Here is a 19,676-nt window from a genome sequence, read left to right as displayed (position 1 = left end):
CGGTCCGCTGATGCACGTCATCGCGGGCAAGGCGGTCGCACTGAATATCGCCGCCCCCGCCGGAATGAGCCGCCGCCCGCTCACTTCAAGACGTAGTCCGCAGCCTTGTAGGCCTCCGCTCCCATGATCCGGCCGAGCGCGGTGTATGCGGCGAACTGCCCTTCGTTGAACCATTGGTCTGATGTCGGGTCGTGGGGGAAGACGACGTTCGACGCGGCATAGGTCAAGAGCCACTGTGGACACGTTTCGCTGAGAACGGCTTTCGCGTAGATCAGCACGCCCTTGCGGTCGTCCTTCGCAAGACCCGAGGCGGCCGGGTAGGTGATGGTGGCCACCGCGACCGTCTTCTTGGTGACGCGGTCTTTCAAGCTTTCCAACGCCTTGTCTTCTGGAAGCGTGCCCGAGCCCGGGGCGAGGTAAGTCAACGGGTAATCGGCCGAGTCGAACGTGATCGTCACGCCCAGCTCGTATTTGGCCAAGCGGATCGCGTCGGCCAGCCCACTGAGCAACGGGGGAGTGTCGCCGCCGCCGTCGAAGCAGAAGATCAGTCGGCTGCGACGACGCAGTGCCTCGACAAGTCCCAGGTTTTCGTAGTGGCCGCCGTCACTGATCTGCACCAAGCGCGCGTCGTTGTAGTTGAACCCGAACAGTTCTCGGTAGAAGTAGCCGGCGCCGCGGATGGTGGGTAGCCACTTCGGCCACGGCCTCCGGTTCTCCTTCTCGTCGCCGCCGGTCCCGTCCTCGGCGTTTTTGAGGCTGGCGACGAAGTTGGGATTGGGCAACCAGGTCCCCAGTCGGGCGCCCGAAACGGCCAGCAGCTTTTCGAATCCCTTTTGTTGGCGGCCCATCGCCGAGGCGAAGGCCGCGCCGCTCACCGCGACCGCGGCCACCACCGTCAGATCGCGTTTGATGCGTGGTGGCGCGATAGCGAAGAGGGTGGGGGTGTGCAACCATCCCAGCTCGGGGCCGCCGATGTGGTCACCGCTGAGCACGTAGGAAACCGCATTCAGTCCCGGCGCCGGCTTTCCGTCGCCGGTGATGGTGGCCGCGGCGGCGAAAATGAATCGGGGCCCTCGGTCGCCCGGCACCTGGCCATAGTCGGGCAACCACGTCCACTCGATCTCCTCGTAGCGTTTCGCCCGCCAACCACCGCCCGGTGCGCGGACGCGACGCACGGCGAAGGTGCGGGCGAGGCGGCGCCGGTAGAAGGGATGCAAGCTCACCGAGGTGACGTCCACCACGCCGATCCACAAAATGGTGACGACCAATGCCCCGACGAACCACACGTTGGGCACGTATCGAGAGCCCCCCTCCACCCCGTCCGCGGTGACAGTGCGGAAGACGGCCGCGGCGAAGACGCCGAGGGTGGTCAGCCACGCGATCAGTAGGACGGCGAGTGTGACGGTCACCAGGATCGTCGGGACAATGCCGGGCGGCAGCAACCGTTTCCAAGTCGAAAGCTTCGCCGCCTCTTCGGAGAGGGCGGTGCGTTTCTTCCACGCCATCGCGACCACCGCGGCCAGATAGTTCAGGCCCACCACGCCGGAGAAGGTCGCCGCCGCGGCGCCCGGATTGTCGGAGGCGTGCAGACTCAACGTCGAGCACAGCCGCATCAGAACGGGCAAACCGACGGCGACCGCCAGCACCACCAACCCGAACACCGCGCTGCCAACCGCGAGCCTCTGCATCCGCATCTTCCAGGTCTCGCCCCCCTCTTGCCAGCTGAGCAATTCGATGACGATCGCCACGGTGGTGAAAATTACTGCCGAGGCCGCGAAGAACCCGACTGCATACCACGACGCGGGATGGCTGATCAGGCAGAGGGAATAACCCCGGGGCAGGCGCTTGAGTCCCTCGTTGACAAGCGGATTCGGCACGGGAACGATGGCCGCGAATGAGAATTGCGGGCGGGCCAGCAGATAGCCGAATACCCATCCCATCAGGATGGGAAGGGTGAAGAGGATGGTTAGGGATGCCAGCAGGTTCTTGAGCACCTCGGCCAGCGCCCTGATCAAGTCGGCCGGGGAGTCCGCGATATAACTGGAGCCCCTGCGGAAATGGTCGAACTCGACCGACCCGTCCTCGAATCGCTCGGAAATCAAGGGGCTTTCGGGGTCGCTCTGCAGGGCGAGCAGTCGGGCGCCCGCGGTGTATCCGCCCCCGGACACCGAAATGATGTAGTCCACGGTGTCGACCAGTTTCGGCTCGACGCCCTTGCCGAATCGCTGCGGATCGTCGCGCGTCTTGAGTTTGTCCTCGGTGGAAAACACCTGCAGCGCCCCCATCGCCACGCAGGCCGACCGCACCCCGCCGCCGGAAAGGCAAATGGCTTGTACCCGTTCCTCTTTCCGGCGGTCGAGCACGTCGTTGGCGCCCGGCACGCTGTACGCCTCGACCCAGCTCCACTCGTCCTCGGTGACAAGCGGTGTGGTCGTGCCCGGCGACCGCACGCCCGTTTGCTCCTTCGGAATCAACACGCGATCCCACCACGCGGTGGCGGCGTCCTCGGCCGACGTGAGCCGCCCGTACCTGCACCATGCGGCCGCCTGGCGGAAAAGGATCCCCACCGTCGTGGGTATGCCCAGGAGCGCTATCAGCAGGGCGCACCATTTGACGGTCGCCGCCGCGGACGTCGCATTGATCAAGATCGTGGACTTCTGGTTATGCACCGTGAGGTAAAGCAGCCCATCCTCGGCGAGGTCGGCGAGGGCCGTAAGCACCACGGCCGCAACGACGTACCCCGCCACCAACCGGCCGGTCACGGAGGCGGCCCGGGTCCGGAAGTAGCACGCGAAACCGCCGAGCACCAATACGTAACCGAGGATGACGAAGAGGTCCGCGCTGACGTAGGCGGGAATCCGATCGGCGACGCCCGGCACGCCTTTTCGGTCGCCGTAGATATAGCGCGCGATGTGGGGCACGCAGGTGTGCGGCAGAGCCAACAGCGCGATCGCCGAGCCGCCCGCGATCGCCAGAACCACTAACACCCTTTGGGCCGCGCGATGAGAAATGAAGCTCTCGGTTTTCGGCATCGTCTACCTCGTTAACCGGGTCCTGTCTCAGCGCATGGTAATTAAGCCCAGACACCGATGTAGCGCAACGGCGGAATTGCTCCCGCGAGTTCTTATAGCCGTTTCGGCGACAAAGGCTTTGGCGCTGGTGTAGCGTGCCGATCAATTTCATAGCGACGTGGCAGAAAGACCGAGCAATGAAAGCAGCAATCGCGGCCGCGACCGTAGCCGTTTTTGCGTTAGGTCTGCCCAGCGCCGCGCCGGCTCACGCCGATACGACCGCCACCGTCAAAGCGCCGACGACCCCGCGCATGAAGGGCTCCAAATCGAATGCCGGCCAGGACGGCGTCTACAACGCCGGCCAGGTCCTGACGCTGGTCTGTCACAGCGCGGGCGACCCGGTGAAGGGGTTTTTCAGCTACCAAATCGCCAACGACGGCTGGGATAGCCTCTGGTACAAGACAACTGACGGCCACTACGTCGCCGATGTCGACATCGACACGCGCACTCTCGACGCGCTGGGGCCCGACTGTGGCGGCGCCGCCGCGGCGGCGCCCGCCGCGTCACCCGGCGAGGACAAGGCGGCTCACGCGATGGCGTGGGCGCGCGGACAGATGGCCGCGGATCCCGACAGCACGGTGCAGTGCGAGGCGTTCGTCGAGCAGGCCTACAACCACACGTTCAGATACCCGTCGGCGATGGATGCCTTCAACGACTTCAATCGCAAAGGGCTGATCCACCCGAACGGCGACAATATCCCGGAGGGAGCGCTCGTGTTCACCAGCAATCCGGGGTTCGACCACGGCACCGGACACGTGATGCTCAGCGAGGGCAACGGCCAGTACCTCACCGCCAACTACTTCACCCCGCCGCACATCCGCGAAATACGGCCGAGCCCCACCGATTCGCAAAACATCTTTCTCGGTTGGGCGTTCGCGCCGTAGTCGAGGCGCGGCGTCGGCGTTCGCCGCCATCTGTGGTACTCACGACCACATGAACAATCCTTCGCCGGGCCCGGGTTGGTGGCTGGCCTCCGATGGCAAGTGGTACCCCCAGCAGTGGGAGTACACGTGGGATTACCTGGAGGGCGACACCGCCATGGAGGAGATGAAGCAGAAGGCGGACGAACTCGGCCGCCAGGGGTGGGAAATGGTCGGACTCGATGCCGACCACCGCGGGGCCTTCTCCGTCGCGTGCTTCTTCAAGCGGCCGCTTGCGCCGTAAGCCGCGCTGATAGCTGGGCCGCCCCTTCGAGCGCCGCTGCCCGAGTCCGGCCGGACATTCGGTGAGACGTGACCGGCGCAAGTGGGTAAACAACGCTGTAACGCGCCGGGCGCGTCGGTAATGCAATCAATTGAAAGGCGGCATCAGATGGCTCGTGACGAGGGCGGCCGGTGGGACGTCGGCATCAAGGACGACGCGGTTTTTGTGCAGCGCGTCTCGGAGGCCGACGAGCAACTATTCATCGATTCGTTGGACTCTGATGAGGCTCGCAAATTGGCTGAGCTCTTGACGAAGTACGCGGACAAGCTGGATAACTCCGATCAGGACGAGGGCGAGAAGAAGGACAAGAAGGACAAGGACAAGGACAAGGACAAGAAGGACAAGGACGACAGAGACGAAGAAAAGGACAAAGACGAGGACGACAGCGACGACGAGGACGACGAGGACGACGAGGACGACGAGGACGATAAGGACGACGAAAAGGACGACAAGGACGACGACTGAGTCCACCCGCGCTCGTCGGGTTGGCTACGAACTAATTTGGCCCACCGAGTCGTCGGCCAACGCCGCGCTTAGCCGGCGGGTCACGGAAGCGAGCTGCGCCCCCATCCGGGTGACCGCCTCGCCGCTCATCGGTTCGGCGCTGGGGACCAGGCTGATCATCAGCGCGATGCGGGACCCGGGCTCGAGGATCGGGGAGTCGATGTGGCTCACTTCGTAGGTGCGCTCCGGCGCCAGGCTGACGGGGAACCACTCCTCCTGATGGATCAGTTCGTTGGTCAAGGCCTGCGCGAGTTGGCTCAGCCGCGTTGAACGGACTTCGGCGCTGCGCACGATCAGCGCCAGTTCCTGCAGCCGTAGATCGGGCAGCAGGTGCAGACCGACCGCGTAGCCCCGCTCCCGGGCCGTGGTGATGGCTTGGCGGTAGCGATCGCGCACATCCGCGGGCAGCGCGGCCAGCCAGCGCTCCCGAGCCTCCGGCGCGGACCACGCGACGGTCGACGCCCCATACGGCGGGCGGTGCGGGAACTGAGTGCCGATCGGCATCGGGTGCCCGCCGCCGTGCCGGCTTCGGACCTGATCGACCACGGTGGAGTAGTCCTCGCTCACCGAGAAGGCCACGCAGTGGGCGCCCGTCGCGGCCGACAGTTCGGCCATCGCCGAGCGGGCCAACACCAGGGCGGGGTAGCGCGCCGCCGCCTCTCGGCCGAGGCGGACCAGGGCGGGACCGAGGTGGTAGGTCTTGCGGACCGGGTCGCGCAGCAGCCAACCGGCGCGCAGCAGTTCGGAAAGCATCGAGTGGCAGCTGGCCTTGTGCACGCTCAGGTGGCGCGACACCTCGGCCAACGTCAACCCGCGGCTCGCGTCGCCCGCCAGCTGCTCGAATAGGTTCACCACCCGCTCGGTCTGCGGAGAAGGGCGCGGCGCCATGGGCGCAATGGTCGCATAATGCGACCGCTTGCGATGTCATAAGCGCCTATGTGACGATCGCCACAATGAAGGACCTCGCGGGCAAGGTGGCGGTCGTAACCGGCGGGGCCGGTGGCATCGGCCGGGCCATGGGCAGGCGTTTCGGCCGAGAGGGCATGAAAGTGGTGCTGGCCGACGTCCTCGCCGAACCCCTCGACGAGGCGACCCGGGCGCTCGCGGACGAGGGCGTCGACGTGGCCGGCGTGGTCACCGATGTCACCGACTATGCCTCCGTCGAATCGCTGGCCAAGGAGGCGCAATCTCGCTTCGGTGCGGTGCACGTGGTGTGCAACAACGCCGGCACCGGCGGCGTCTCCGAGGGCTACATGTGGGAACACGACCTGGCCGACTGGCGCTGGGGGATCGACGTCAACGTGCTGGGCGTCATCCACGGCATCAAGGCGTTCGTGCCGCTCCTGTTCGAACAAGGCGAAGGGCACGTGGTCAACACCTGCTCGGGCAACGGCGGGTTCGCACCGATCGCCCGGGGGGCAATGGGCGGACCGGCCACCGCGGTCTACCCGATGACCAAGGCCGCGGTGCTCTGCCTGACTGAGAGCCTCTACACGCATCTGCAGATGACCGGAACCCGGGTGCGGGCGCACGTGCTGTTCCCCGGCGGCTTCTTGAACACCGGCATCTGGGAGTCCTGGCGACACCGGCCGGAGCGCTACGCCGCGACCCAGGAACGCCGCACACCCGACCAGACCCTAGAGAAGGTGGTGGCCCGCTTCGAGGCCGCGGGCGTGCATGTCGCGTTCACCCCGCTCGAGACGGTCGCCGACCAGGTCGTGGACGGGATTCAAGCGGACCGGTTCTGGATGATGGGTCCGCCCACACCGGCCGATGAGGTCGTGAGCAAGAAGGCGGTATCGATCCTCGCCCGCGGCGAGCCCGACTACCTGGTCGATGTCCTCGGCCAGCATGCCAAGCACACCGAAGGAGGAACACGTTGAGCGCCAACCAGATTCGCTACGGCCCTCGCCCGCCCGAGGCGCAAGTCGACCACGAGATCGACGCCACCAAGGCGCCCATCGCCACCGAGGCGATCACCGTCACCTACCTCACCGATCCCGACATCGTTGCGGCCGTGCTGCCCAAGCCGCTGGAGCCGGCGGCCCAACCCCTGGTGCGCGTTCAGCTGCAGCGGGTCCGGATCGAAGGTATGGCGCCCTTCGGGTCGGCCGTGTTCTCGGTGACCGCCCGGCACGGCGAAGTCGAGGGCGACTATCCGCTTTTCATGCCCCAGTCCACCGAACAGTCGGTCACGGGTGGGCGCGAAACATTCGGCGAGCCAAAGAAATTGGCGCATATCGAGGTCGAGCGCGACGGTGACCGCGTCACCGCCGGCGTTGACCGGTTGGGCCACCAGCTGATCAGGGTGGACGGGCGTATCAGCGGCCCGGCGGAGTTGCCGCCCGACCAGGTGAACACCGAGTTCTACTTCAAGTTCCTGCGCGCCCCCGACGGCAGCGGCATCACCGACCCCCATCTGGTCTACGGCGAATATCACCGGCATTACGAGCTTTTGGAGAACATCGACGGCACGCTCGAGCTGGGGGAGTCGCCGCTCGATCCGGTGGCCGACGTCGCCGTCCGCGAGATCACGTCCATCACGTGGTGTCGGCGCCGCACCATCCAGGTGGGTCGCATCGCGGCGCGGGTGCCGCAGGAGTGGCTGCTGCCGTACGTGCACCAGCGCTACGACGACGTGGCCCTGCTCGCCGCCCCCGGGCCCGAGCCGGCGCGGGTATAGGCGCATGGACCGGTACACGGTCATCTCGGCCGACTGCCACGCCGGCGCCGACCTGCTCGACTACCGCAACTATCTGGACCCGGGCTACCGCGACGAATTCGACAGCTGGGCAAAGACATACGTCAACCCGTTCGGGGATCTCGCGGAGGCCGACGCCGAGCACAATTGGGACAGCGACCTACGCAACTCGGAGCTGGATCGCGAAGGCATCGCGGGGGAGGTCATCTTCCCTAACACCGTGCCGCCGTTCTTCCCGCACGCCAGCCTGGCCGCCCCGCCGCCGGAGACCGCCCGCGAGCTCGAGCTGCGCTGGGCCGGCTTGCGTGCGCACAATCGCTGGCTGTCCGACTTCTGTTCCCTGTCGCCCGAGCGGCGCGCCGGGGTGGGCCAGATCCTGCTGGGCGACCTCGACGAAGCCATCGCCGAGCTGACGCAGATCGCCAAGCTGGGCCTGCGCGGGGGCGTGCTGCTGCCCGGAATCGCCCCCGGGACCGGCCTTCCCCCGCTTTACGCCGAGCATTGGGAGCCGCTCTGGGCGGCGTGCGCGCACGCGGGCCTGGTGGTCAACCACCACGGCGGTAACGCGGGGCCGAGCCCGATGGATGGCTGGGGAAGCTCGCTGGCGGTGTGGGTGTACGAGACGCACTGGTGGGCGCACCGGGCGTTGTGGCACTTGATCTTCAGCGGTGCGCTGGATCGGCATCCGGACCTCACGGTCGTCTTCACCGAGCAGGGCGCCGGGTGGATACCGGCAACCCTCGACTCGCTCGACGTGGCCGCGGCCCGGTACGGGCGAGCGAGCTCTGCGATCGCCCGGTTCGCCGGACCCACCGCCGGTTCGCTGAGCCTGCGGCCCAGCGAGTACTGGTCGCGCCAGTGCTACGTCGGCGCGAGCTTCATGCGTCCGGTCGAGTGCGCCGAGCGCCACCGGATCGGCGTCGACCGCATCATGTGGGGAAGCGATTATCCGCACTACGAGGGCACCGCCCCCTACACGCGAGAAGCATTGCGGCACACGTTCTCCCATGTCCCGGCCGAAGAGGTGGCGGCCATGCTGGGCGGGAACGCGGCGGCCGTCTACGGCTTCGACCTCGAGGCGCTCGCGCCGTTGACCGCCCGCATCGGCCCGACCGTGGCCGAGGTTGCCGAACCGCTGGCCGCCGTGCCGGCCGACGCGAGCAGCACCGTGTTCGAGCCCGACCCCATCCGCACCTGGTAGCGAAAGGACGCACCATGAACCGTCAGGCCCCGTACGTCATCATCTCCGCCGACACCCACGCCGAGCTCCCGACCGAGCGCTACCGCGAGTACGTCGACCCCGAATACCGGGACGACTTCGAGGCGTACCTGGCGGAGAAGACCGCGGCGGCGCAGGCCGGGGGATTCATCGACGAGCAGTTCGCGCAGGAGTGGTTCTCCGAGAACGGCGAGGGCATCGCCGGCGGATGGGACGTCGCGCTGCGGGACAGGGAGCTCGACGGCGACGGGGTGGTCGGCGAGGTGATCTTCCCCGACGCCGACGCCGTGACCGGGGTCGCCGGGGCGCCCTTCGGGGCCGGGCTGGGCCAATCGGGCGACCTCGACCCGGGGCGCGCGATGGCCGGGGCGCGCGCCCACAACCGCTGGTTGGCCGAGCTGTGCAGCCACAGCCCCGAACGGCGGGCCGGGGTCGCGGTCGTGCCGATCCTGGCGGACGTCGACGCCGCGGTCGCCGAGATCACCCGCGCGGCCGAGTCCGGGCTGCGAGGCGGGATCCTGATTCCCGCGCGCTGGGTCGGCTACCCGCCCTACCACGACCGCCGCTACGACAAGGTCTGGGCCGCGTGCCAGGACCTGCAGATGCCGGTGCACACGCACTCTGGCCCCGCGCCGCAGGAGGAGTACGGCGGCCACCTGGGGATCTACGTCACCGAGGTGCGCTGGTGGGGTGCCCGGCCGATGTGGTTCGCGCTGTGGTCGGGGGTGTTTGAGCGCTTCCCGCGGCTGCGATGGGGCGTCACGGAGTGCGGTGCGTTCTGGGCCAACGACCTGCTCTGGCTGATGGACACCCGGTATCTGCGCGAGCACTCGGCCAAGAAGATGAGCCACCAGATGGAGGGCGACCTGACCATGCCGCCCTCGGCCTACTTCGACCGCAACTGCTTCATCGGGGCCACCACCACCGAGCGCCGGGAGCTGGCGCGTCGCTACGAGATCGGCGCGTCTAACCTGTTGTGGGGCAACGACTTTCCCCACCCGGAGGGCACGTGGCCGCACACCCGGAAGTGGCTGCATCGCTCCTTCTGGGACATTCCCATCGACGAGACCCGACAGATGCTGGGCCTGGCCGCGGCGGAGATATACAACTTCGACCTGGGCGCCCTCGCCGGGTTGGCCGAACGCATCGGCCCCACTCCCGAGGACCTCGGTCAAGACGACGCGGTCAGCATCCCCAAGTGGGAGGCGGCCCGCCTCACCGGACGCCACTGGCTGACGGACGCCGAGCCCATCCCCGACCTCGTCCAGCGCTGATCGCAGCGAATGCCGTTGAGTCCATGAGGTTTCGGCGCCGGCACCTTTAGGACGGCAGACGGGCTCTGTAGCATTGGCACTTTCGGTGGTGCTGATGGGTGGAGCGTGCCCCTTAAACGTGTTGACGAGTTGAAGCCCGGCGACAAGATCCGGATGAAGATCGGGCACGCCACCGTCGTGGCGACCGAGCCCCTCGACGACGATCGCACCCTGCTGACCTTCAGCTACGGCACCCAGGGCGCGGCCGACAACGCGCTGACCGTCGATGTCCTCGAGGACGACGAGTGGGGTTGGTGAGGCCGGGGGCTTGCCCGTGCTGGACCTCCGGACGAATATTGCATGGATACGGCCCTTTGAGGAGAGACGATGACGTCGACCCGCTGGAAGAGCTTCGCCGGTTTATGCGCGGCGTCGCTCCCGCTCGCCCTGCCCGTTTCCCCCGCCGCCTTCGCCGACAATCCGTCCTGGAACGGCCAGTACGCGATCACGTTCATGGTCGGCCCCAAGGCGGGGAACAGCATGGCCGTCGGCAATCCCGAGCAGCAGCACACCGAGACCTACGGTTTGCGCTCGAGCTGCAACAACGGAAAGTGCGTCGCCACGATCGTCAGCGGCCCGCCGCCCACCAACCCGACGGTTCCGCAGCCGATCCAGTTCACCTGGGATGGCAAGTCCTGGACGCAGACCAACGACTTCCAGTGGGACTGCATGATGCCCGACACGTCGATCCAGTGGAACCCGGCCCGCGCCACCGTGACTTACACGCCCCAATCCGACGGGTCGCTTAACGGCCTGATGCACACCGAGATCTTGAGCGGCGCGTGTCAGGGAACCATCGACATGGACATGAAGGCCGAGCGCGTCTGACGTACGACGCCGCGCGCGAGACTTTCATTCGACCGGATGGCAGCTAGTACAGGTAGACCACTGCATCGTTCGCGCCCGTGCAGGTGACTACGTGGGACCCCATGCAGGTCATCAGGTAGCTCTGGTTGGTGACAGGACTCGTGACGTTCAGCGTCACCGTCGTGCCTCGTAAAGCTTGTCGAAGGTACTGAGCGCGCACCGCTTCAGCGAATGGGCAACTGGTTATCTCGGTTCCAGCCGCAGAGTTCCCGAGCGGGATGTTGACGGGATTGTTTGAGCAGTGCGTAGCGTCCGGCGGGAGTGATTCAGGAGGAGCAATCGGCGGGGGAGGCTGGTTTTGCGGCTGGTAAGTAACCGTTGATGTCGGGGGCCGCTCCGTCACGGTTCGAGTAGCCGTTGCTGTCGCTTGTTGGCTGTCACCGTTGTCGACCATCAACGGCCGGTAAGCACTGATGATCGCAATCACGAAGATCACCGCCGACGCGATAATGGCTGCCCATCTCCAGCCGGCTGCCCAAGTCCTTTGTGAACGGTGGCTGTAATCCTGGCTGGCGTTGCCTACCTGAACGGCCACGATTGTGCTTGTTATGGAGAGCACCGCTGAAGAAATAGCTACTAGCCACAGCCCCCATCCGACTTGGGCGACATGAGGTGCTCCGAAGAAGATCTTTGACACGGACATGACCGTGGCGATGTTGACCAAAGCAATAGCTAGACATCCGATGCCCGAAACTAGCACCGTCCACGCGATTGGTACCGCCCAACGAAGATTGAAACTCGTCCTGCCCCAGTTGATTTGAATGAACGAAGCGACGGCCGCAACAGCGCCCAGTATGAGAGTGACAAGTCCCCAATTCCCGGGAAAATCCATGCCGCCAAAATTTATTGGTCCGAGCGATGCCCAGGTGCCGATGCTCCCGACTACGATCCCTATGCCCGCGACGATCGCTGCGATTACATTCGGCAGATAGAACGGTGCCGCGCTGAGCGGTGCTTGCGTAGGCGGGTATTCGATCGGTGGGCCGGCGCCCGGTGATCGTCCCCAGGAAGCCCCGCCCAGCTGGTGAAGGAAGTCAGTATTTTCTTGATCGTCCCCCGGTGCCGCCATATGCACTGCCTTCCACAGTCATCGACGTTCATCCAATTCGTCGATCGGAAGCGTAGGCGCTTCGGCGTTTACTCACATTGAGAATTGTGGAAATCTGTTCGCAGATCGAAACGGCCGCTTGGTCAGCCTGCTGCGTTGACCCGCCCCGTCCGCCACACTGCCAGCTGTCTCACCTCACAACGAGCGTCGCTGATACAGCTCGGAGCCGATGTCGCGCGCGCTGAAATTCTCAAACGCCAGACACCTTCTAGCCACCCTAATAGCCTCGACTTACGCCCAAAATGGTCTCCGCAACACGTACCGAAAAGCTTTCAACTGCGGTGATCGTCCACCTGCATGGCTTACCACCGCGGCCGTCGACGCAAAAGGAACATCATGACGACACCAGGACTTACAAGATTGGCCGCCCGCACCGTCCTCGTCGCGGGGTTGGGGATGGCCGGCATGGGACTGACCGCGGCCGTGGCGAACGCCGACCCCGCGACGCCCAGCACCCCCGGGCCCAACCCCACCGCGGCCCAGAACCCGCACTCGGAATCGGGGCTCTGCAACCAAACCGTCGTCCCGCGCGGCGCCCCGGCGCCGCCCCCGGGGTACTGCGGGTGAGGGCCGACGAATGAACTGGGCGACATTGATAACCAACGCGCTGGTACCCCTGGCGTCGGTGATCTCGAGCGCCACCGTCGCGATCTGGACGAAGCGCATCGACTTCAGGACCAAGGAGGAAGACCGCCGCCACGAGCGCGTCCTCGACTTCGAGAAGCGGGCGGCCGATGACAAGAAGGCCGTGTTGAAGTCGCTGATCTCGGCGACCATCTACATCAAACGCGCGGCACAGTACGAGGGGTCCGGCACCCCCGAGGAGATCGCCAGCCAGCGGCGCGCCGAGGCCATTCGGGAGCTTTACGACTTCCGCATGCGCCTGGGGCTCGACGACGGGGTGGCCGAGCTGATGGTCTACGCCGCGCCGCCGGTGCGCGACGCGGTCAGCCTCCTGCTCGACGAGTGGGACCGCCAGTTCCGCGAGCATGGCTATTCGTTGACCCAATTGGATTCGTGCAAGCGGCAATTGGCGCAGTCCACCTCGTGTCCCGAACCGCGGGAGGACGTCACCGTGTACTACGAGGGCGAACTCAAGTGGTCCGAGCTGAGGAAGGTCGAGACGGTGTGGCTGGACCGGTTGGGCCGGGAATCCGAGCTCGACCTCGACGCACTCCTGGCGTTATGCGACCGCACCCTGGAGGCCGCGCACAAGGACCTGCGCGGCGGATACGGGCTCGACTGCTGAGTGCCTCGCACGGCCTGACCGTTTGCTGATTATTCGGCGTTATTGCTGGGTAACCTGGCGATCATGCGTGTCGTCTACGTTGCTGTCGCGATCGGCATAGCCATCGCCTTGTTCTCGGTCGCCCCGGTGGCGGCGCCTGCCCGTGCCGACTTGAGCGGTTACGGAAATTGCGTGGGAAGCATCACCGAAATCCCGCTCTGGGAACACGACTACCAGAACGGTCAGCTCATCGGGGTGATCGAGCAGGACCTCAATTCCGGTGTTACTCCCGCGGCCGAAGGCCAGAAGGTCTCGCGGATGGGGTTCGACCCGCGCCTGGCCAATCGAATCGTGGAGTGCGTCATTCAGGAGCGCCCGTAAAGCCTTTGGCGGCCTTTCGTCGCGTGACGTCGCCGGGGCGCCCGCGGAGGTAACCTCATAGCTGGTTTTCAGGACCGGCGACAGGCTCGAGGGGCGATGTGATGCAGCTGAAATGGCTCAGCGTTGCCGACCTGATCGGTAGGGCCGGCGGCGATCCGTGGGCGATCAACCAGAGCCTGCAGGCCGGCAGCCCGGCTCAGATTTCGAGCCTGGCCGAGGCCTTTCATAGCGCGGGCCGGTGCACCGCCGAGGCCGATCACGCGTTCGAGCAAGCCCGCAAGCGCTTCGACGCCGCGTGGAACCACCAGAACGGCGACCATCCCATCAACGACTCCGCCGAGGTGCAACGGGTTGTGAAATCCCTTGGCGCACAGTCCGAGCAGTTGCCCAAGATCGGTGCGGACCTGGAGAACGTCGCCGCCGCGTTGGCCGAGGCGCAGAAGGCGGGTGCCCAACGGATCGCCACCTTGGAACATGAGCTGCAGGGCCTGGACAACCTCATCGACGCCGCGGAGCACGATCTGCAGCATGGCAACCTCGACGCAAAGAGCAAGGCCTTCCTGGAGAAGTTGATCGAGGACGCGAAGGCCGACGCCGCCGACGATGTCCGGGATGCCCTGCACGACATGGAGTCGATCCGGGACGGCTACTCGTCCACGCTGCAGAACTGCCTGGGCAACCTGCGCACCGACGGCTACGACCCGAACGTGATTGCGCCCGTAGACGCCGACACCCAGATCCCGCCGCCGAACACCAAACCCGAGGACGTGAACCGTTGGTGGACATCGCTGACCCCGCAGCAGCGGCAGCGATTCCTCGCCGAGCACCCCGACCAGATCGGCAACCTCAACGGCGTCCCCATCCTGGCGCGCAATCAGGCCAACCTCACGGTGATGAACCAGGACCTCGACCGGGTGCGCGGTGTCGCCAGCCGCAGCGGCGTCTCGGTAGACGACGTCCTGCGCGACCCGGCGAAATTCGGGCTGTCACCCACGGACATCACCCGCTACCAGAACGCCAACGAGACCAAACTGGGCCTCGACCACGACGCGGGGGACCCGCTTCGTCCGAAGCCGGTCTACCTATTCGCTTACGACCCAATGGCATTCGGCGGCAAGGGCAGGGCGGCGATCGCGATCGGCAACCCGGACACCGCGAAGAACACTGCGGTGATCGTGCCCGGCACCAGCAGCAGCGTCAAGGGCGGCTGGCTGCACGACGGCCACAACGACGCGATCAACCTGTTCGAGCAGGCAAACGCCGCCGACCCGAACAACCCGACGGCGGTGATCGCGTGGATGGGTTATGACGCCCCGAACGGGTTCGACGACGTGCAGCGCATCTCCACGCCGGAACTGGCCCGCACCGGCAGCGCGGCGCTGGCGCAGGACGTCAACGGCCTGTGGGCGACACACCTGGGTGCGGGCCAGCATGTCACGGTGCTGGGCCACTCCTACGGTTCGACCACGGTCGCCGACGCGTTTGCGTTGCACGGCATGCACGCCAATGACGCTGTGCTGCTGGGTTGTCCGGGCACCGACGCGGCGCAGTCCGCGGCGCAGTTTCACCTGGACGGTGGCCATGTTTTCGTCGGGGACGCATCCACCGATCCCGTCGGCATGCTCGGTTCCCTCGACGGCACGAGCAAGAGCGTCTTCGGGCAGAACTTCTTCGGCACCAATCCCGGCCTGGGCACCGACCCCGCCGTCGACGGGTTCGGCTCGGTGCGCTTCCGCGCCGAGGTCCCCGGCTCGGATGGCATCAACCCGCACGACCACTCGTACTACTACCACCGCGGCAGCGAAGCGCTCTACGGCATGGCCGACATCGTCTCCGGCCACGGCGACCAGCTCCAAGCCGACGGCATGACGGCCGACCACCGTTACTCGGTAGGGGGCATAAAAGTTGGTGTTCCGGGTCTGCCCCCGGTCACCATCGGCCCGCACACGCCGGCCGTCATTGACCCGGAGTGGGAGCGGTCGCCAGGATCCATTACCGACAACCATGTTTTCGATGCCCAACACCACCACTAAGGAACGATGAATGTCGTTGCGACAAGCACTGATTGCTTCCGGGTTGGTCGTCGCCGTGTTGTTAGGAGGGTGCGCGCCAGTGCAACACAAACCACAAGCCGGCGGGTCGAGTAACCCGTACGAAGACACGGCCCACCCCATGAGTGACGAGCAGACCAAGGCTCAAGTGATCGAGCCGGCGCGACAGATCGTCGCCGCCGCCAAGCTGGACGGGGTCAGCGGGGCGTTCTCTTACGCTTCCTGCAACGACCAGGGAGACCCGCCGTTTCAGGGCACCGTCACGCTCAGCTTCCTGATCCACGGCGACCCCGACGCCTATTTTCAGCAAGTCCGGACGGCGATGACCTCGAACGGCTGGAGCGACGGGGCGCCGGCCGGCCAGCACCTGCACGGCGCCGCGCTCAACAAGGACGGCGTGGTCGCGACTATCAGTTACCAGCCGTCCGACCACGCTTACGGGCAGATCATCCTCGACGGCCAGTGCCGAAACATGGGCAACCACAAGGGCGAAGGCCAGTGGACCAACATCAACGATCAGCTGGGTGGGCGGTAGGGCTTAGGTTCGTGCGCGCGGGGAACCGCTTAGCCTGGGCGCGGTGGGTTCTTCGCGGCTCTTCCTCTGGGTTGAGACGGCTGCGTGGTTTCGCAGAGCGCTACGCGTGGGTGTGCCGAACCGCCTAAGCTTTTGAAGGAATTCTTGAGGCGTCCATGCCCGGCCAGCTCGCCGCGTTATCAAGCGGCCCGTGTGCCACGTCGATCGAGCAGCGGCCTCCGGTCCTGGGGCCACAGAGTTTACGAACAGCTTCCCGGCGGGCTCATTTCATGGGCTGCAGCCAGATCCACGGATGACCGTGCAGAAGGCCGAATCACTGTTCAAATATTCCGTTGCCGCCTACTGCCCGGACATGCTCAAAGCGTATTGGGCTCGTTAGGTAGCCGCTGGACGCACGGACGCGCGTCCGCGAAAGTCCTTGTGCCGCATGACCGCATCCTCACACCGTCCGCGTTGCCCGTTCATGACCCCCTGGCTAGCCGATGGGGTTCTACCGCAACGTCGAGGTTGAACCCGAGGGCACGCCCGCGGCTACCCACCGTCGTCGCCGCGCCCATCGACCCGAGGGAAGACCGGCCTGCCCGCCGACCCAAAGCGACGTTCGCATGACCATTCAGCTAACCCAGCACGGGCCGGTGGCTACCGCTAGCAAACACGGTGACCGTGGGGGAGGCCCCCGCAGGGCGTTTTGGCCGCCGCATCCCAGGCATCGCGGCTTTTCAAGCACAGCGTTTCCGCTGTTCAAGGCTGCGCTTGTGGCTTCCCGGCCCGGCGGAGTACAGCAAATTCGCCGTACACCCTCGAACGTTTGCACGGCCAGCAAATAATTTCACACACGCCCGGGTCCACGCGAGGTTGGCAACGCTGTCACAGGTCGACGGCACCCCAGTTCGGGTGAAATTGCCCCGGTCACGCCCATGACGAGGATGATGAGAACACCACTACTGCGTCGGGCGGGGGCATTGGGGGTGAAGCCATGAAGGCGAATCGCAGTGTCGACGGCTATGGCCGCAGTCGCACTACCTCCGATGGCACATGCCGAACTCTGCGCCTGGCAACCCTGCAACAGAAAGAATCGAATCATGTGGTTGAAAGCTGTGTCCGCCGCGGCGGTGTTGGTCGCGTGGATGTTTATACCCTCAACAGCAGCGAACGCGGCGGGGCAATGCACCGACAAGACCAATCCGCAGGCCCATCAGGTATGTATTGCGAACGCGAACGGGCAGTGCGGCGGCATCGGAATGTTCGGGGCGTCGCACTCCACCTGCACCTACCCTGATGGTTCCCGCGATGAATGCGACTGGCACATCACCAGCCTCACCACCGCAACCGGCTCCTGCACGTGGTTCCCGACGCCGCCAGATTTCCCTATTGGCCCACCGCCCCCAGCGCCGTGACCAAAGTCTGCCCAGCTTTTAGTGCGGTGGGGACCGCCGTGGAGATGAGGATGCCGGGCAAGACCCCGCTTGGCGCGGACATGACGCTGGTGTCGCTGGCCGACTGTGACCGGTTGCCGGCGTTGCGGCGGATGGCCGCCCGCCTGGCCGAGCAGATCGACGCCTGTGACAACGCGCAATTTGGACCGGCTCTGTGCCGGGCTGCGTGCGACGCTGGCCGAGGTCGCCGAGTTGGAAGTCGTCGAGGGGGTGTCGGCGGCTGATGAGATTGCGCGGCGTCGGGATGCGCGGCGGGCGGGACGGGCGAAGGGCCGCGGCGGGGCGTCGGCGTGAGGGCTTCCCTGCGGTGCGGTCAGTGGATCACACTGCGGGGGTGGAGCCCTCCGGCCGCGAACACCGCTGACAATTTTCCGTCAACCGGCTGAGCGACGGCATGCGGTTCTGGTAGGGGTTAACTCATGCCGTCGTGGCCGTCGTGGCCGTCGTGGAGACCATTCACGCAACTCATCCTCGCAGCCCAGTTAGGCTTCGCCGCCTGGCTGTACAACGCCCTTGAAAGCTCTAACACCGATTGCCCTAAAGACCAAGTCGCGGACTTTTGCCAAGCTGGTAAAGCGCTCGGTATGGCGGTCGGTGGGGTATTCATCCTCTTTATCTGGGCTTTGGTCGATGTCATCCTCGGTGTCTGCTGGGTGGTGACGAACGACCGTCTGAGGGAGTGTCCGGAGTGCGGAGCGAAGTCTAAGAACGGGTTCCTCGCCTGTCCGGACTGTGGGTATCAGTTCGTACCGGCCGCATCACCAGTCGGGTCGCATACCAAGACCTGCCCAGACTGTGCCGAATCGGTTCGCGCGAAGGCCAAGGTGTGCAGGTACTGCGGACATCAGTTCCCAACACAGAAGGCCGCCCCAGCGAAGAAAGTCACCCCAACGAAGACAGTCACGCCAGCGAAAAAGGTCAGGTGCTTTAAATGCCAGCATGTCCAGGCGGTGCTGGCGAGCGAGACTGAGTACACCTGCGAGCAGTGCGGCCAGCGCTTAAAGCGTAAATAGGCTGAACCGCGCTGACCCTGACGGCGCACCCGCGCGGTGGGTGCCGGGGTGGGGTCGGGCGGGCCGGCCTAGTCGAACCCGGCCCGCCACGACACCCGATGTCTAGCAAGCGATTTGGACCGAGCGACCGGGGATAATGCGAGCCCGCCGCGGCCGGTCTCCTTGCCTCGGCTGGCTCTTCGCGGCGGGACCTCGCTGCGTCGCGCGGCTTCCAGAAGTTCCTGGTCCGAGTAGGCCGTGACGCCGTCGTCGGACGAGGCCGCGAAGTTGCTGTCGTTGTCGGGGTCCATGGCGTCCGGACGCTACCCGCGGCCGAGCGACGTGTCCGCCGGCAAAGGTATCGTGACGGCCGCTCGGGTGCCGGATCGGCAGCGTATAGGCAGCGGACCGCTCGGGGCAAGTCGAAAAATCCGCTTTGACGTGCACAAACTCTGGTGCGCGATACTGGGATTGAACCAGTGACCTCTTCCGTGTCAGGGAAGCGCTCTCCCGCTGAGCTAATCGCGCCGGGATCAAAAGCTGGAGGTGGAGACGGGAATCGAACCCGTGTGCACGGCTTTGCAGGCCGTTGCCTCACCACTCGGCCACTCCACCGCTGGGATTGATGCCACTTGCACCTTCGAGCGGATGACGGGATTCGAACCCGCGACCCTCACCTTGGCAAGGTGATGCGCTACCAACTGCGCTACATCCGCGCGCCTCGGACGAGATCGTCGCCCGGTGCGAAGCACGACGATAGTCCACGTGAGCGGGCACATACAAATTTCTCCGTACGAGCCGCGTCCAGGCTAACGCAGCGTCCTGACGGCGCATGCGGGCCGGTATTGTCGAGGCGAGGCTCGTGCTAATCTTCGACGTCGTTCGCCTCTCGGCGCCGGTCCCGTGGCTCAGTGGGAGAGCGTCCGCTTCACACGCGGAAGGTCGCTGGTTCGATCCCAGCCGGGACCACCACTTCGTGGCAGCCAAGCATCGGCCACCGCCCCGAACGCCCGAAACTTCCGGCATCGCCCCAGGTCAATCCGCGCTATGGTGACACGACCGGGGGC

The 19,676-nt window shown here is 65.7% G+C and carries 19 protein-coding genes, 4 tRNA genes and 1 pseudogene; 18 read left to right on the top strand and 6 right to left on the bottom strand.

Features of this window, described 5'->3' with window-relative positions:
- Nucleotides 1–94: pseudogene (locus A5680_RS26575) on the top strand (hypothetical protein); the annotation flags it as partial.
- Here A5680_RS26575 and A5680_RS15440 read toward each other — a convergent pair.
- Nucleotides 81–2,981 carry a hypothetical protein gene (locus A5680_RS15440; RefSeq protein WP_067820715.1) on the bottom strand — a complete coding sequence of 967 codons (2,901 nt, stop codon included), beginning with the start codon at nt 2,979–2,981 and terminating at the stop codon, nt 81–83. The pseudogene A5680_RS26575 and the gene A5680_RS15440 overlap by 14 nt on opposite strands.
- 185 nt (nt 2,982–3,166) lie before the next feature.
- Here A5680_RS15440 and A5680_RS15435 point away from each other — a divergent pair, with 185 nt between their 5' ends.
- The 3 genes from A5680_RS15435 to A5680_RS15425 all read left to right on the top strand — a co-directional run bounded on the left by A5680_RS15435 (nt 3,167) and on the right by A5680_RS15425 (nt 4,739).
- Nucleotides 3,167–3,955 (top strand): hypothetical protein, encoded by a 789-nt coding sequence (locus A5680_RS15435; protein WP_156675123.1) that lies wholly within the window; start codon nt 3,167–3,169, stop codon nt 3,953–3,955.
- A gap of 49 nt (nt 3,956–4,004) precedes the next feature.
- The gene (locus A5680_RS15430; protein ID WP_055403595.1) at nt 4,005–4,235 is read left to right on the top strand and encodes a hypothetical protein; all 231 of its coding nucleotides are present in this window, start codon (nt 4,005–4,007) and stop codon (nt 4,233–4,235) included.
- A gap of 147 nt (nt 4,236–4,382) precedes the next feature.
- On the top strand, nt 4,383–4,739 hold the full coding sequence (locus tag A5680_RS15425; protein ID WP_067820709.1) for a hypothetical protein: 357 nt from the start codon (nt 4,383–4,385) through the stop codon (nt 4,737–4,739).
- Between the two features lie 24 nt (nt 4,740–4,763).
- On the opposite strand, the gene A5680_RS15420 is transcribed toward A5680_RS15425, so the two are convergent.
- Nucleotides 4,764–5,666, bottom strand: a complete 903-nt coding sequence (locus A5680_RS15420; protein WP_067820706.1) for an IclR family transcriptional regulator — start codon at nt 5,664–5,666, stop codon at nt 4,764–4,766.
- Nucleotides 5,667–5,731: 65 nt separating this feature from the next.
- On the opposite strand from A5680_RS15420, the gene A5680_RS15415 reads away from it, so the two are divergent.
- The 6 genes from A5680_RS15415 (at nt 5,732) to A5680_RS15395 (ending at nt 10,839) form a co-directional block, all read left to right on the top strand.
- Entirely contained in the window at nt 5,732–6,661 is a 930-nt protein-coding gene (locus A5680_RS15415; protein ID WP_067820704.1) for an SDR family NAD(P)-dependent oxidoreductase, read from the top strand.
- Nucleotides 6,658–7,461 carry an acetoacetate decarboxylase family protein gene (locus A5680_RS15410; protein ID WP_067820702.1) on the top strand — a complete coding sequence of 268 codons (804 nt, stop codon included), beginning with the start codon at nt 6,658–6,660 and terminating at the stop codon, nt 7,459–7,461. Before A5680_RS15415 ends, A5680_RS15410 begins: the two co-directional genes overlap by 4 nt.
- A 4-nt stretch (nt 7,462–7,465) precedes the next feature.
- On the top strand, nt 7,466–8,680 hold the full coding sequence (locus tag A5680_RS15405; protein WP_067820699.1) for an amidohydrolase family protein: 1,215 nt from the start codon (nt 7,466–7,468) through the stop codon (nt 8,678–8,680).
- Between the two features lie 14 nt (nt 8,681–8,694).
- The gene (locus A5680_RS15400; RefSeq protein WP_067820696.1) at nt 8,695–9,972 is read left to right on the top strand and encodes an amidohydrolase family protein; all 1,278 of its coding nucleotides are present in this window, start codon (nt 8,695–8,697) and stop codon (nt 9,970–9,972) included.
- Nucleotides 9,973–10,077: 105 nt separating this feature from the next.
- Nucleotides 10,078–10,269 carry a hypothetical protein gene (locus tag A5680_RS25785; RefSeq protein ID WP_156349575.1) on the top strand — a complete coding sequence of 64 codons (192 nt, stop codon included), beginning with the start codon at nt 10,078–10,080 and terminating at the stop codon, nt 10,267–10,269.
- A 69-nt stretch (nt 10,270–10,338) separates the two neighbouring features.
- Nucleotides 10,339–10,839, top strand: a complete 501-nt coding sequence (locus A5680_RS15395; protein ID WP_067820693.1) for a hypothetical protein — start codon at nt 10,339–10,341, stop codon at nt 10,837–10,839.
- A gap of 43 nt (nt 10,840–10,882) precedes the next feature.
- Here the strand turns inward: A5680_RS15395 and A5680_RS25780 are convergent, their stop codons facing one another.
- Nucleotides 10,883–11,947: a hypothetical protein gene (locus tag A5680_RS25780; protein ID WP_156675122.1), complete on the bottom strand. Its 1,065-nt coding sequence runs from the start codon at nt 11,945–11,947 to the stop codon at nt 10,883–10,885.
- Between the two features lie 375 nt (nt 11,948–12,322).
- Between A5680_RS25780 and A5680_RS25775 the strand changes: the two genes are divergently transcribed.
- From A5680_RS25775 to A5680_RS26570, 7 genes are all read left to right on the top strand, one after another.
- Nucleotides 12,323–12,553, top strand: coding sequence for a hypothetical protein (locus A5680_RS25775; RefSeq protein WP_156349576.1), 231 nt, complete (start codon nt 12,323–12,325; stop codon nt 12,551–12,553).
- Nucleotides 12,554–12,563: 10 nt separating this feature from the next.
- On the top strand, nt 12,564–13,235 hold the full coding sequence (locus A5680_RS15385) for a hypothetical protein (RefSeq protein WP_067820690.1): 672 nt from the start codon (nt 12,564–12,566) through the stop codon (nt 13,233–13,235).
- 63 nt (nt 13,236–13,298) lie between these two features.
- Nucleotides 13,299–13,595: a hypothetical protein gene (locus A5680_RS15380; protein WP_156669622.1), complete on the top strand. Its 297-nt coding sequence runs from the start codon at nt 13,299–13,301 to the stop codon at nt 13,593–13,595.
- 101 nt (nt 13,596–13,696) lie between these two features.
- Nucleotides 13,697–15,628 carry an alpha/beta hydrolase gene (locus tag A5680_RS15375; protein WP_067820685.1) on the top strand — a complete coding sequence of 644 codons (1,932 nt, stop codon included), beginning with the start codon at nt 13,697–13,699 and terminating at the stop codon, nt 15,626–15,628.
- A 139-nt stretch (nt 15,629–15,767) separates the two neighbouring features.
- Nucleotides 15,768–16,181 carry a hypothetical protein gene (locus tag A5680_RS15370; protein WP_067820681.1) on the top strand — a complete coding sequence of 138 codons (414 nt, stop codon included), beginning with the start codon at nt 15,768–15,770 and terminating at the stop codon, nt 16,179–16,181.
- Between the two features lie 1,562 nt (nt 16,182–17,743).
- On the top strand, nt 17,744–17,911 hold the full coding sequence (locus tag A5680_RS25770) for a hypothetical protein (protein WP_156675121.1): 168 nt from the start codon (nt 17,744–17,746) through the stop codon (nt 17,909–17,911).
- A 125-nt stretch (nt 17,912–18,036) separates the two neighbouring features.
- On the top strand, nt 18,037–18,630 hold the full coding sequence (locus A5680_RS26570) for a zinc ribbon domain-containing protein (RefSeq protein WP_082970384.1): 594 nt from the start codon (nt 18,037–18,039) through the stop codon (nt 18,628–18,630).
- Nucleotides 18,631–19,062: 432 nt separating this feature from the next.
- Here the strand turns inward: A5680_RS26570 and A5680_RS15355 are convergent.
- The 3 genes from A5680_RS15355 to A5680_RS15345 form a co-directional block, all read right to left on the bottom strand.
- Nucleotides 19,063–19,137 (bottom strand) — tRNA-Val (locus A5680_RS15355).
- 13 nt (nt 19,138–19,150) lie between these two features.
- Nucleotides 19,151–19,224: transfer RNA gene (locus A5680_RS15350), tRNA-Cys, on the bottom strand.
- A gap of 28 nt (nt 19,225–19,252) precedes the next feature.
- Nucleotides 19,253–19,325 (bottom strand) — tRNA-Gly (locus A5680_RS15345).
- Nucleotides 19,326–19,506: 181 nt separating this feature from the next.
- Between A5680_RS15345 and A5680_RS15340 the strand changes: the two genes are divergently transcribed.
- Nucleotides 19,507–19,581 (top strand) — tRNA-Val (locus A5680_RS15340).
- The last annotated feature ends 95 nt before the right edge of the window (nt 19,582–19,676 follow it).

This window comes from Mycobacterium sp. E2989, assembly GCF_001667595.1.
Classification (GTDB): Bacteria; Actinomycetota; Actinomycetes; order Mycobacteriales; family Mycobacteriaceae; genus Mycobacterium.
The sequence above is the reverse complement of the archived record's forward strand: the minus strand, read 5'-3'. Positions and strand labels throughout refer to the sequence as shown.

Excerpts from the sequence above, each read along its gene's own strand:
- A5680_RS15430 (WP_055403595.1), top strand. The coding sequence starts at position 4,005 with ATGAACAATCCTTCGCCGGGCCCGGGTTGGTGGCTGGCCTCCGATGGC.
- A5680_RS15425 (WP_067820709.1), top strand. The coding sequence starts at position 4,383 with ATGGCTCGTGACGAGGGCGGCCGGTGGGACGTCGGCATCAAGGACGAC.
- A5680_RS15420 (WP_067820706.1), bottom strand. The coding sequence starts at position 5,666 with ATGGCGCCGCGCCCTTCTCCGCAGACCGAGCGGGTGGTGAACCTATTC.
- A5680_RS15415 (WP_067820704.1), top strand. The coding sequence starts at position 5,732 with ATGAAGGACCTCGCGGGCAAGGTGGCGGTCGTAACCGGCGGGGCCGGT.
- A5680_RS15405 (WP_067820699.1), top strand. The coding sequence starts at position 7,466 with ATGGACCGGTACACGGTCATCTCGGCCGACTGCCACGCCGGCGCCGAC.
- A5680_RS15400 (WP_067820696.1), top strand. The coding sequence starts at position 8,695 with ATGAACCGTCAGGCCCCGTACGTCATCATCTCCGCCGACACCCACGCC.
- A5680_RS15395 (WP_067820693.1), top strand. The coding sequence starts at position 10,339 with ATGACGTCGACCCGCTGGAAGAGCTTCGCCGGTTTATGCGCGGCGTCG.
- A5680_RS25780 (WP_156675122.1), bottom strand. The coding sequence starts at position 11,947 with ATGGCGGCACCGGGGGACGATCAAGAAAATACTGACTTCCTTCACCAG.
- A5680_RS25775 (WP_156349576.1), top strand. The coding sequence starts at position 12,323 with ATGACGACACCAGGACTTACAAGATTGGCCGCCCGCACCGTCCTCGTC.
- A5680_RS15385 (WP_067820690.1), top strand. The coding sequence starts at position 12,564 with ATGAACTGGGCGACATTGATAACCAACGCGCTGGTACCCCTGGCGTCG.
- A5680_RS15380 (WP_156669622.1), top strand. The coding sequence starts at position 13,299 with ATGCGTGTCGTCTACGTTGCTGTCGCGATCGGCATAGCCATCGCCTTG.
- A5680_RS15375 (WP_067820685.1), top strand. The coding sequence starts at position 13,697 with ATGCAGCTGAAATGGCTCAGCGTTGCCGACCTGATCGGTAGGGCCGGC.
- A5680_RS15370 (WP_067820681.1), top strand. The coding sequence starts at position 15,768 with ATGAGTGACGAGCAGACCAAGGCTCAAGTGATCGAGCCGGCGCGACAG.
- A5680_RS26570 (WP_082970384.1), top strand. The coding sequence starts at position 18,037 with ATGCCGTCGTGGCCGTCGTGGCCGTCGTGGAGACCATTCACGCAACTC.